Source organism: Kitasatospora sp. NPDC056184 (assembly GCF_042268405.1).
Classification (GTDB): Bacteria; Actinomycetota; Actinomycetes; order Streptomycetales; family Streptomycetaceae; genus Kitasatospora.
Genome location: NZ_JBHJUI010000021.1, coordinates 1 through 11,821, shown reverse-complemented (window position 1 = coordinate 11,821; position 11,821 = coordinate 1). Strand labels below are relative to the sequence as shown.

At 75.6% G+C, this 11,821-nt stretch carries 9 protein-coding genes; 3 read left to right on the top strand and 6 right to left on the bottom strand.

Annotated elements, in window-relative coordinates:
* Positions 1–48 precede the first annotated feature (48 nt).
* Complete coding sequence (locus tag ACFC0B_RS31135; protein ID WP_376093326.1) at positions 49–1,275, top strand: MFS transporter; 1,227 nt, start codon at positions 49–51, stop codon at positions 1,273–1,275.
* Positions 1,276–1,360: 85 nt separating this feature from the next.
* Here ACFC0B_RS31135 and ACFC0B_RS31130 read toward each other — a convergent pair whose 3' ends face one another.
* From ACFC0B_RS31130 to ACFC0B_RS31105, 6 genes are all read right to left on the bottom strand, one after another.
* Positions 1,361–4,726: an SdrD B-like domain-containing protein gene (locus tag ACFC0B_RS31130; RefSeq protein ID WP_376093323.1), complete on the bottom strand. Its 3,366-nt coding sequence runs from the start codon at positions 4,724–4,726 to the stop codon at positions 1,361–1,363.
* Between the two features lie 113 nt (positions 4,727–4,839).
* On the bottom strand, positions 4,840–5,898 hold the full coding sequence (locus ACFC0B_RS31125; protein WP_376093320.1) for a LacI family DNA-binding transcriptional regulator: 1,059 nt from the start codon (positions 5,896–5,898) through the stop codon (positions 4,840–4,842).
* A gap of 11 nt (positions 5,899–5,909) precedes the next feature.
* On the bottom strand, positions 5,910–6,287 hold the full coding sequence (locus ACFC0B_RS31120; protein ID WP_376093317.1) for a DUF4229 domain-containing protein: 378 nt from the start codon (positions 6,285–6,287) through the stop codon (positions 5,910–5,912).
* A 113-nt stretch (positions 6,288–6,400) separates the two neighbouring features.
* Entirely contained in the window at positions 6,401–6,928 is a 528-nt protein-coding gene (locus tag ACFC0B_RS31115; RefSeq protein WP_376093314.1) for a GNAT family N-acetyltransferase, read from the bottom strand.
* Between the two features lie 22 nt (positions 6,929–6,950).
* A complete protein-coding gene (locus ACFC0B_RS31110) occupies positions 6,951–8,273 on the bottom strand; it encodes an MFS transporter (RefSeq protein ID WP_376093311.1) in 1,323 nt (440 codons plus the stop codon).
* A 476-nt stretch (positions 8,274–8,749) separates the two neighbouring features.
* On the bottom strand, positions 8,750–9,274 hold the full coding sequence (locus ACFC0B_RS31105; protein WP_376093308.1) for an ATP-binding protein: 525 nt from the start codon (positions 9,272–9,274) through the stop codon (positions 8,750–8,752).
* Positions 9,275–9,840: 566 nt separating this feature from the next.
* On the opposite strand from ACFC0B_RS31105, the gene ACFC0B_RS31100 reads away from it, so the two are divergent.
* Positions 9,841–10,497: an RNA polymerase sigma factor gene (locus tag ACFC0B_RS31100; protein ID WP_376093305.1), complete on the top strand. Its 657-nt coding sequence runs from the start codon at positions 9,841–9,843 to the stop codon at positions 10,495–10,497.
* Positions 10,494–11,717 carry a zf-HC2 domain-containing protein gene (locus ACFC0B_RS31095; RefSeq protein WP_376093302.1) on the top strand — a complete coding sequence of 408 codons (1,224 nt, stop codon included), beginning with the start codon at positions 10,494–10,496 and terminating at the stop codon, positions 11,715–11,717. Before ACFC0B_RS31100 ends, ACFC0B_RS31095 begins: the two co-directional genes overlap by 4 nt.
* Positions 11,718–11,821 lie beyond the last annotated feature (104 nt).

Here is an 11,821-nt window from a genome sequence, read left to right as displayed (position 1 = left end):
GGGTCGCACCCCCGTCCGCCACCCTGCCCAGACCGGAGAATCCCGCCCATGGGCTACCTCGCCCTGCTCCGCGCCCCCCACGTCGGCCGCCTCCTCTTCGGCACCCTGCTCGGCCGCCTCCCGGCCGGCATGACCGCCCTGGTGATCGCCCTGGCGCTGCGCGAGGTCAACGCCCCGTTCAGCCGGATCGGCCTGGCCACCGCCGCGTACGCGATCGCGGCGGCCGTCGGCGGACCGGTGCTCGGCCGGATCGTGGACCGCACCGGGCAGCCGCGCGTGCTGCTGCTCTCCGCGGTGGTCGCCGGCGGCGGGTACGCCCTGCTGGCCCTGGCCCCCGACTCGGCGATCGCCGCCCCGCTCGGCGCCGCGATCGCCGGACTGGCCATGCCCCCGCTCGAACCCTGCCTGCGCTCGCTCTGGCCGGACGTCGTCGAGGAGGAGCAGCTCGACACCGCCTACGCCTTCGACTCCGCCTCCCAGCAGATCCTCTACGTCGCCGGCCCGCTCGCGGTGGCCGGCATCGCGGGCGCGGTGAGCGCGGTCGCCGCGCTCTGGGTGGCGGCCGCGCTCGGCCTGGCCGGGGCGATCGTCGTCGCGACCGCTGCACCGGCCCGGGCCTGGCAGGCCCCGCCGCGCACGCACTCGTCCGGTCTGCTCGGCCCGCTCCGCTCCCCCGGCCTGGTCCTGCTGCTGCTCGGCCTGGCCGGCGCCGGCTGGGCGGTCGGCGCGCAGAACGTGCTGTTCATCGCCTACGCCGAGGCGCCCGCCGCGGACGGCCTGCCCGGCGGCGCGGGCACCCTGCTGGCGCTGGCGGCGCTCGGCGGACTGCTCGGCGCGCTCGCCTACGGCGCGGTGGCGTGGCGCAGTTCGACGGCCACCCGCACCTGGCTGATGGCGCTCGCCATGGCCGTCAGCTACCTGCCGCTGGTGCTGCTCCCCGGACCGGCCGCGATGGCCGGGCTCGCCTTCCTGTCCGGAATCGCGCTGGCCCCGCTGTTGGCGGCGGCGTTCGTCCTGGTCGCCGAGCTGGCCCCGACCGGCACCGTGACCGAGGCCTTCGCCTGGCTGATCACCCTCTTCGCGACCGGCAACTCGCTCGGCTACGCCGTCTCGGGCCACCTCGCGGAGGGCTCGCTGCGCCCGGTGGCGCTGTGCGCGGCGGGCGGGATCGGCCTGGGCGGGCTGCTGCTGTTCGGCGCCCGCCGCTGGTTCCGGCCGGTCGCCTCCCCCGCCGGGGCGCAGCCGCTGCCCGCCGAACCGGTGCCGGTGGGCTGACGCCCGCCGCATCCCCTGGACGTGGCCGCGCCCGTCGGACCGGGTGGTCCGGCCGACGGGCGCAGTCACGGTGTCATCCCTTCACTCAGCTGTGGCGGCCGCGGCCTCCCCAGGCGATCAGGGCGAGCAGCAGACCGGCTCCGAGCGTCGCGGCGCCGATGACGCCGATCAGCGCGCCCGGTCCGGCGCCGGTCCCCGGCAGCTCACCGCCGTGGCTCGGCGCGTGGGTCGGCTCGGGGTGGTGCGTCGACGGGTGGTGCGTCGGCGTGTGCGAGTGACTCGGCGTCACCGTCGGGCTCGGGGTGGTGGTCTGAGTGGGCGTCGGAGTCACCGTGGGCGAAGGGGTCGGCGACGGGGTCGGCGACGGCGTCACCGTCGGCGAGGGCGAGGCCGTCGGAGACGGGGACGGGGACGGCGAGGGGGACGGCGACGGCGAGGGGCTCACCGTCGGCAGCACCAGCCCCATGTCCAGCCCCAGGTCCTCCACCCCGCCGGCGAGCGTGACCGTCTGCGTCACACCGGTCGCCGGATCGGCGTCCGAGTCCAGCGACCGGTCCGACCCGGCCGCCCGCACGGTCACGGTGGCGCCCTCGGGCAGCGTGGTGAGGTCGAACCGCACCGCGTACACCCCGTCCGGCAGCCGCTCGAACCGGTAGTGCCCGCTCGCGTCGGTCACCGTCGTGACCGGGTTGCCGTCCTTGTCCCGGACCACCCGGCCCTCGCCGTCCAGCAGTTCGACCCGGACGCCGGGCACCCCGGGCTCGCCGGGCTGCTGGATGCCGTCCTTGTTGAGGTCGTTCCAGACGAAGTCGCCGAGCACGTTGGCCGGCGGAACGGCCTGCTCGATGCCCACGCCGACCTTGGCCGGCTCGGCGGGCAGCAGCGGCTGGCCGGCGGCATCGGTCGCGGTGTAGCTGAAGCTGTTCCAGGCGAACTCGTCCGGCCCCGCGTCGAACGAGGCGACCATCGGCCAGGTGAGCGTGAACGACTCCCCGGGGGCGAGCGTGCCGGGGCGGTGCACCCGGAACCAGGTCGCGGTGCCCGGGCCGGGGAACGTCGTGCTCCACTGCGCGGCCGCGTCGCACGGGCCGGGCACGGCGAACTCGCCGGGCAGGCAGGGGTCGGGCGAGGTGGTGTACTCGATCACCACGGTCGGGTCGCTGGAGGTCAGCGGCTCGACCAGCGAGGGCGTCCAGGCCGAGTTGCGCGGGACGTCCGGCCGCAGCACGTAGGAGTCGCCCGGGGTGGGCAGCTTGTCGTACGCGAGGAACTCGGTGACCGGGTCGGCGGAGTCGTTGCGGACGGTCATCCGGTAGGAGATCCCGCCGCCGGGGCGGGTGGTGCCGGTGGCGGCGTAGTCGGGGTCGAGGTCGCCCTTGACCTCCTTGTACGACCGCAGCACGGCCGGCACCTGCACCTCGACCACCGAGGAGGCGCGGCACATGGTCTCGGCGGTGTCGCCGTCCTTGTCGATGTCCCGGGTGTCCGGCTCCCCGCTGTCGCTGCCGAAGTAGAAGCAGGAGACCGGGGGTCCGGCTCCCTCGGCGGTGACGAACACGTCATTGGTGAGCGTGCCGGGCCGGGCGCTGCCGGCCACCTGGACGTCGATCAGGGTGCGGTAGGCCAGGTGGTCGTTCAGGTACATCATGTCCGGGGCGCCGGCCGGCCAGGTCATCTTGAGCAGCTGGCGGCCGTCGGGGCCGGGGAGCACGGTGACCGACTGCGGGGCGACCGACTCGGGGTAGGAGGGGTCCCGGCGGGCGCTGCCGTCGACGTAGACCATGCCGGGCGGCAGCAGGTCGTAGAGGACCAGCGGCCGGTCGAGGGTGCGGCCGGTGCGGTTGTAGGGGACGACCTGGAAGGTCGCCACCCCGCCCGGGGAGAGCACGGCGCCGGAGACGGTGGTCTTGGCGGCGCCCAGGTTGGTGGCGGCGGTGACGGTGCTGTCGGCGCAGGCGCTCGCCGCCGCGGTGTCGCCGCCGGCGTCGGTGCCGACCGCGTCGAGGCAGTTGTGCAGCGGCGCCGGCGCCGTGCGCCCGTCGTGGCCGGGGGTGACCACCTGGGCGAGCAGCTGGACGGCGTTGCCGGGGCTCCAGCCGCCGGGGATCGGGCCGGTCCAGCTGAACCGCAGGCCGTCCAGGCGGCGGCCGGCCGGGATGCCGAGCACGTCGTTGGCCGGGTCCCCGGCGCCCTCGGCGAAGGTGATCCGCCGGGTGGTCGAGCCGTTCAGCGGCTGACCGGGGGTGAAGGCCCGCCAGGTCGGGTCGCCGTCCAGCCGGTACTCCAGCGCGAGGGTGATCGAGGTCGGGTTCCACGCCTCCAGCTGGATGGACTGCGGGATCAGCCAGTTGTACAGGTCGGGGGTGGTGCCGGCGCCCGGGTCGGTCATCACCAGGCTGGTGACCGGGTCGGCGTTGTTGGAGACGCGCAGGCTCAACGTGGTCAGGTCACCGGAGACGGTGTCCTCCTGCCACACCTTGGAGGCGCCGATCTGCACGCCGGTGACCGGCGGCTGGAAGGTCGGGGTCTCGGCGGTGGCGGTGGACAGGTCGCGCTGCGGGTCCGGACCGAGCGGATCGCCCTGGAGGATCACGGTGTTGGTGGCGCTGGTGCCGCTCGGGAAGGTCGGGTCGGGGTAGTTCACCACCAGGACGCCGGGGATCCGGCAGCCGGCCTGGCCGTTGCCGGCCACGAAGGCGCCGATGTCGTAGACCCAGGTGGTGGAGCCGGCCGGGTCGTTGACCCAGCCCGGCGAACGGCTGGTGTCGACCACGGCGCCGGGCGGCAGGGTGTCGACCAGCCGGCTGCTGTCCAGGTCGACGTTGGGCACGTTGGCGGTGGAGCAGGCGCTGAACTGGTAGGTGACCGAGCGGCCGTCCTGGCTGCTGGTCTGCACGCCCTTGGTGGTGGTGTAGCTGGGCTGGACCACGGCGGTGGTGGTGGCGCTACCGGTCTGCGGCGGCTCGCCGTCGGCCGTGAGGGTGGCCGCGTTGGTGCTCTGCGTCCCGTTGGGGGTGGCGAAGTTGGGGTACCGCAGCACCACGTTGATGGTGGCGGTGGTGCCCGGGGTGAGGGTCTGCAGCTTGGCGGTGAGGGTGCCGCCCTTGCTGCCGGCCGGCGGGACGGTGGAGTTGGGGACGTCGACCGTGGAGGCGTCCGGGGTCCAGCCGACGAACTCCATGTCGGCCGGGAGCACGTCGGTGATCTGCCCGTTGACGCAGTCGGTCACCGAGCAGGTGTACCGCAGGGTGAAGGTGACGTTCTCGCCGGGCCCCACCGTGGGCTTGTCCACCGTCTTGGTGAAGGTGACGGCGGCCTCGGCGGGCGGGGCGGTCAGGGTGCCGGTGAGCAGGGTGCCGCCGATCAGGCCGAGCGCGGCGGCCAGGCGCGGCAGGCGGGACGGCCGGGAGGGGCGTGGGGGCCGTGGGGGTCTTGATCGTGACGTCCGCATGGCGGAATCTCATCGTCCGTTAATCCTCCGACGACCGCGCCGCGAGGCGATAGGACGATCTTTCACCCGTTCGGATCAACCCGAACGGCGGAGCGCACGATCCGGACGGACGATCAGTCGAGGCCCGCCGCGCCGGTGGTGGAGGAGCGCCGCACCAGCGAGGTGGCGAGCGGCGGCACCGGCGCGACCGCCTCCCCCCTCAGCAACCCGGCGAGCGCCGCCGCCCCGGCCCGGCCCAGCTCCTCGCCGGGCAGGTCGACCGTGGTCAGCGGCGGGGCAAGCAGCGCGGCCACCGGGACGTTGTCGATGCCGATCACCGAGAGGTCGGCGGGCACCCGCAGGCCGCGCTCGGCGGCGGCCTGGTAGACGCCGGAGGCGACCACGTCGTCGTCGCAGATCACCGCGTGCGGCCGGTCCGGGGAGGCGAGCAGCCGGTGGGCGACCTCGCGCGCGGCCGGCTGGCCCTCGTTCAGGCTGACGCCGAGTTCGACCACGTCCAGGCCGAGCGTCCGGACCGTCTCCTCGAAGGCGGCCTGGCGGACCCGGAAGGTGTACGCGGCGTGGGTGGAGCGCAGCCGGCCGATCCGGCGGTGGCCGAGCGCGGCGAGGTGTTCGACCGCGGCCCGCATGCCCCCGGCCACGTCCAGCTCGATGGTCGGCCGGGCCCGGTCGGTGCCCGGGTCGGCGTCCAGGAAGACGACGGGGGTGTCGGCGGGCAGCTCGCCGAGCTGGCTGTCGTCCGGGGAGCAGATCAGCAGGCCGTCGAAGCGGCTGGTGGTGGCGGCGTCGGCGAGCGTCGCGCTCCCCCAGCCCGAGCTGACCACCACGGCCAGGCCGTGCTTGCCGGCCTCCTCGTGGACGCCCTCCAGGACCCGTCCGAAGAACGGGCCGAGGATGTTCGGCACGGCGAGCAGGATCATGCCGCTGCGACCGAGCCGCAGCTGCCGGCCGGCCGCCTGCGGGCGGTAGCCGAGGCTGCGGGCGGCCTCCCGGACCCGCTCGCGGGTGGCGTCGGAGACCCGGCGGCCGGCCTCGGAGCCGGAGAACACCAGCGAGACGGTGGCCTGCGAGACCCCGGCGAGCCGGGCGACGTCCCGGCCGGTGGGCCGGCGGACCGGGGCCGGCCAGGTCCCGGCGGCGGGCCGCTCCCCCGGGGCGGCGTTCTCCGGCACGGCGGCGCGGGTCAGTTCTGCGGGGCCGAGGCGGCGGGACCGGAGCCGGCGGCCTTGGCGGCCGCGGCGCGGGCGGCCTCGTCCGCGGCGTCCTCCTCGGCGTTCTGCGCGGCGATCCTGGAGGCGGTCCTGGTCCGGATGCCGTCCACCCTGCCGGAGATCTCGGCCGACATCTCGTCGCGCTGCCGGCTGAGCAGCACGTAGCTGAGCGGGGCCGAGGCGATCGCGGCCAGCAGGAAGAGGAAGACCACGCCCGCCTCGCCGGAGACCGGGATGACCTGGAAGTGCCCGAGGAGCAGCGCGACCAGCAGGCAGCCGAGGAAGACGGAGACCCGCATGGAGGTGTAGCGGAGCGTGGCGTGCGGCTTCTTGCTCACATTGCTGCTCACCGGGGGGACACATCCTTCACTGCGCTGGGGACCGGACCGGTCTCCCAGTGAAGCATGCCCGACGCGCCCGGCGGGGAACGGGTCCCGCCGGGCACCGCCCCGGCGGCGCGCGATCAGCGCAGGTCGAGCCACATGACGACGTCGTCGCGGTCGTCGCCGGGCGCGACCCGGATGGCGCCGGGCATCCGGCCGACCTCGACGTAGCCGCTGCGGGCGTAGAAGGACTCCAGGCCGAGTCCGCCCCGCACCTGGAGCTTCAGCCCCTCCAGGCCCCACCCGCGGGCGATCCGCTCGGCCTCGGCCAGCAGCGCGGCGCCGTACCCGCGCCCCTGGAGTTCCGGGTGGACCATGACCTTCACCAGCAGTCGCCAGTGGTCCATCGGTCCGAACCGCATCGACTCGAAGACCAGCAGCGCGGCGAGCCGGCCCGTCCCGGCCTCCCGGGCGATCAGCAGCCGGTCCGGCCCCGCCGGCGCCGTCCCGGCGAACTGCCGCTCCCCGGCGGCCGCGACCTCCTCCTCGGTCACCCGGTGGACGAAGCCGACCGCCCCGCCGGCGTTGCTGGCGGCGGTCCACAGGCTGGTGATCTCGGCGCGCAGCGCCGGGTCGAGTTCCGGGTCGAGGGTGAAGCTCAGCGTCATGGTCCTGGAGCCTAACCGCCCCTTACGACAGGACGGGGTCGGTCCGCTCCCGGCCGCCCGCCCGCAGCGCCAGGCAGAGCGGCACCGCGACCGCGCAGAGCCCGCCGGCCGCGTACCAGGCGAGGTCGTAGTCACCGAGCGCGTCCCGGGCGAACCCGGCCAGGCCGGCCACCGCGGCGGCGCCGAGCTGGTGGCAGGCCAGCGCCCAGCCGAAGACGATCGGCGCGTCCTCCCCGAAGTACCGGCGGCAGAGCGCGACGGTCGGCGGCACGGTGGCCACCCAGTCCAGCCCGTAGAAGACGACGAACGCCAGGATCGGCGGCTCCAGCGAGCCCGTGAACAGCTGCGGCAGCACCAGCAGGGACAGCCCGCGCAGCGCGTAGTAGACGACCAGCAGCGTCCCGGCGTCGAAGCGGTCGGTGAACCAGCCGCTCGCCACGGTGCCGATCACGTCGAACACGCCGATCAGCGCGAGCAGGCTCGCCGCCGTGGTGACCGGCAGGCCGTGGTCGTGGGCGGCCGGGATGAAGTGGGTGCCGACCAGCCCGGCGGTGGTCGCGCCGCAGATCGCGAAGGAGCCGGCCAGCAGCCAGAACGCCCGGATCCGGGCGGCCTCGCGGAGCACCCGCAGCGAGCGGGCCAGCGCCCGGCCGCCGCCGACGGGGGCGGGCGGCGGCTCGCTCGCGCCGTACGGGAGCATCCCCAGGTCGGCGGGCCGTTCGCGCATCAGCAGCAGCACCGGGACGGCCACCGCGCCGGCCGCCAGCGAGACGACCACGACCGCCGAGCGCCAGCCGTGCTCCTCGACCAGCCAGGCGCCGACCGGCAGGAAGACCAGGTTGCCCGCCGCGCCGGCGGCCGTCAGCACACCGGTGACCAGCCCCTGCCGGGCCCGGAACCAGCGCCCGGTGACGGTGGTGGCGAACGCGCCGGCCATCGAACCGCTGCCGAGGCCGACCAGGACGCCCCAGCAGAGCACCAGTTGCCAGGGCTCGCGCATCAGCATGGTGAGGCCGGCGCCGACCGAGATCGTCAGCAGCGCGCAGACCACCACCAGCCGCACGCCGAACCGGTCCATCAGGGCGGCGGCGAACGGCGCGGTGAGGCCGTAGAGGGCGAGGTTGACCGAACCGGCGCTGGATATGGTGCCCATCGACCAGCCGAACTCGGTGTGCAGCGCGTCCATCATCAGCCCGGGCGTGGAACGGAATCCGGCCGAGCCGAGCAGCACCAGCAGGGCGACGCCGGCCACCACCCAGGCGTAGTGCACCCGGGGCGCGCGGGCGGGTGCGGGGAGCGCGGCGGTGGGGGCCGCGGGTCCGGTGGGGGCGTCGGTCTCGTTCACCCGCCGAGTCTCCCGACGGCGCGGGCGGGCGACGAGGGGCGGGACTGCCGACTTTCGTCGGGATCGGGCCAACCGGCGGCGGGAACCGGCCGACCGGGGATCCGCGGTCCGGTGGGCGGGCCGGGTGGCCGAAAAGGACCGCCCGCGACGGGCGGATCGGATGGCGGCGGGCCGCACGCACCCCGAGCACGGCACGGCCGGCCGCCATCCAACCTCGACACACGGGCCCTGACCCGTGTCGCGCTCTCCGCACTCGCCAAGGAGCCAGCGCACGACCGGTCCACGGTCCCCCTGCTGATGCGGTCCCCCTGGACAGCAGCACCGCAGTGGCGTTCGGGTGTTCCCTCGGCGTCCCCTCGCGACGGAGAGCTGCACCCAAGCGTGATCAGTCGGATACGTCACGTCAATGGGTTGTCGGAAATTCGGAATGGTTGCGTCAGCTTTCGGCCCGTCGGCCCCACCGGCCGTCAGAACCCTCAGGGCTGCGCGAGGGCCGCCCAGTCGACGGAGGCGAGCGGGTCGGCGGGGCGGGCGTCCGGGCTGATCTCGCACCAGACCCGCTTGCCCGTGCCGTCGGGGTACCAGCCCCAGCGGTCGCACAGCAGTTCCACCAGCTCCAGGCCGCGCCCGTTGGTGGCGTCGACGTCCGCACCGGCGTGCCGGGGGGAGGGGGCGACCTCGCTGGCGTCGGCGACCTCGACCCGCAGCGGGCCGACCGTCGCCGACTCCCGCACCGCGCCCGGCCCGACGCCGCCCGGGGAGGCGTCCGGCACGGCGCCCGGGAGGTCGCCCAGCGGGAAGCAGAGCCGCAGCACCGCCGGACGACCGGTGTGCACCACGGCGTTGGTGACCAGCTCGGAGACCACCAGGACCACCGTCTCGGCGATCGGCGCGTCCGGGTCCACCCCGTGGTTGAGCAGCCGCGAGCGGACCCACCGGCGGGCCCGGCCGACCTCGGCGGGGTCCGCCTGCACCGCAAGCTGTACCTGTAGAACCTGCACCGCTCCACCACCCGCACTCGCAGTTCGGCCACCGTCTCGGCCGGGCCCCGGTCGACCGGCCGGCCCGGGCACGCACCGGGCCCGCCGTCCGTCGGGCCGCCGTCCGGCGGGTGACCGTACGTCGCACCCGCCGCGGCACACCCGCGCCACCTCGTCCGTCGCGCACCGGCCGCGACACGAATACGCCTCAGGATGATTCGGCGGGCGGACCGCAGCAAGCGCTTCGGGCATATTCCAGCGATCGGGGGACGGGGCAGGGCATACTGTCCCGTTCACTCTGGCGAGCCCCGGACCGGCGATCGCCCGGCCCGGGCCGACCGGCCCACGACGCAGAGGCGAACCTACCGCCGTCCGCCCCCCGCGCCGCACCCGCCACTCGCGAACCACCCGTGCGACATATGTCCAGACCACTTCGAACAGCGCGGCCGCGGGACGGCCGGCGGATCCCGCGATCCGACGATCCGAAGCCACGCCGTCCGTTCTTCACCGAATCCACTCCGCCGCCCGAACCGCGCGGGTTACCGTGGACCGCGTCAGCGGTCGGTCCGGCAGAGGGGTGGTGACCGGTGGCCACCACCGACGGCGCCCCGCGCCGGGACGAACAGCTGCAGCGGCGACTGGCCCGCGGCGAGGAGACCGCGCTCGGCGAGCTGTACGACCAACTCGCCCCGATGGTGCACGGGTTGGCGGGCCGGATACTGGCCGACCAGAGCGCCGCGGCACAACTCACCCGGGAGATATTCGCCCACGTCTGGGAGCACCCCGAGGCCTTCGACCCGGCCCGCGGCTCGCTCCGCGCCTGGCTCGGCGCGCTGACCCACCGCCGCGCGGTGGACCGGCTGCGGGCCCGCCGCGCCGCGGAGGCGGGCTTCGCCGACGAGGCGGAGGACGAGATCCGCGCGGTGGCCACCGCCGCCCGGGTCCAGTACGCGGTCGCCGCCCTGCCGCAGCCGCTGCGTGAGACCATCACGGAGTCCTACTACGACGGCCGCACCTACCAGGAGGCGGCCCGTCGGCTGGGGATCAGCGAGCAGGACGCCAAGCAGCGGATGCGGCACGGCCTGGAGCTGCTCGCCGGCGAGCTGGAGCAGGAGCGCGCCCGGCACCGGGGCCCTGCGGACGCGGACCCGTCCGGCGGAGAGCGGTCCGGCGGAGAACGGACCGCCGGGCAACGGGTGGGCGAGAGCGGGAGCGGGATCCGGAAGGAGGGCGGGGGGACGTGACGATCACCGACGAGCAGCACGAGGCCCTGCGCTCGCTGCTCGGTGCCTGGGCGCTCGGCGCCGTCCCGCCCCGCGAGTCCGCCGGGCTCGAATCCCATCTGGCCGACTGCCCGGAGTGCGCCGAGGAGGCCGAGCGGCTGCGCGAGGCGGCCGGCTGGCTCTCCGTCGAGGAGCCGCTGGACCAGCCCGCCGCCCTGCGCCAGCAGGTGCTCGACTGGTGCCTGTCCCGCCGCCCGGCCGACCTGCCGGTCCCCGCCTGGGGCGTGCCGTACACCGCCGAGACCGCCAAGCTCGACGCCCTGCTGCGCGACCTCGGCCCGGAGGAGTGGCAGGAGGTCGCCGAACTGCCCTGGCACGGCGGCACCGAGTACCTGCGCCCGGCCGAGGTGCTCTGCCACCTCGCCGCGGTGGACGGCTACCTGGCCGTCGCCCTCGGCCTGCCCGACCCCGTCCCGGGCGGCCCCGGCGCGGCCGCGGGCGCCACCGGCCCGGCGGCCGGGCGCCGGGTCCCGCCGCAGGAGGCCGTCCTCCCGGCCCTCCCCCGGGTGCCGCAGCAGGGCGGCCCGCACTGGGAGCGGATCACCGAGCGCACCGCGCGGCTCACCGCCGAGCAGGCCGGCCAGCCCCCGCAGCGGATCCGCGCCCGGTGGCGCCGGCACTGCCACCAGCTGGTCCGCTCGGCCGCGCTCGCCCCGCAGGGCAACACCCCGGTGGACTTCGGCTTCGTGACCGTCCCGCTCCGGGACGCCTTCGTCGACCGGGCCTTCGAGTGCTACGTGCACGGCGAGGACGTCGCCCGCGCGGTCGCCTACCCGTACGACCCGCCGGCCCCTCAGCACCTGCGCCAGATGATCGACCTGGCCGTCCGGATGCTGCCGCTGGCCCTGGCCGGGCGGCGCGCGGCGCACCCCGAGCTCACCGGGGCACCGGTCGGCACCCCCGACGGCGCCCCCGGGCGCGCGGACGGGCGCCGGGCCGGCCGCCGGGTCCGGCTGGTGATCGACGGCCCGGCGTCCGGCGAGTGGCTGATACCGCTGGACGGGCCGGACGCCGGCCCGTCCGACGGCGAGCCGGTGGCCGCGATGGTGCTGGACGGGCTGGAGTTCTGCCAGCTGGCCGCCGCGCACCGCGACCCGGACCGGCTGCCGGTCGGCGAGCACGGCGACCGGGCCGCGATCCGCGAGGTGCTGCGCGCGGCGCCGCTGCTCTCCCGCCCCTGACACGCCCCGGCCGGATGCTCCTATAGGCGTCAAGCCGCGGGAGCGAGTTCGGTTTGAGTGATGTGTGTGGTTGGTGTGCTGGTCAGGGTGCGGTAGACCTCGCG

What these genes read in the sequence shown, in the direction of transcription:
- ACFC0B_RS31135 (WP_376093326.1), top strand. Translation starts at nt 49, where the DNA reads ATGGGCTACCTCGCCCTGCTCCGCGCCCCCCACGTCGGCCGCCTCCTC.
- ACFC0B_RS31130 (WP_376093323.1), bottom strand. Translation starts at nt 4,726, where the DNA reads ATGCGGACGTCACGATCAAGACCCCCACGGCCCCCACGCCCCTCCCGG.
- ACFC0B_RS31115 (WP_376093314.1), bottom strand. Translation starts at nt 6,928, where the DNA reads ATGACGCTGAGCTTCACCCTCGACCCGGAACTCGACCCGGCGCTGCGC.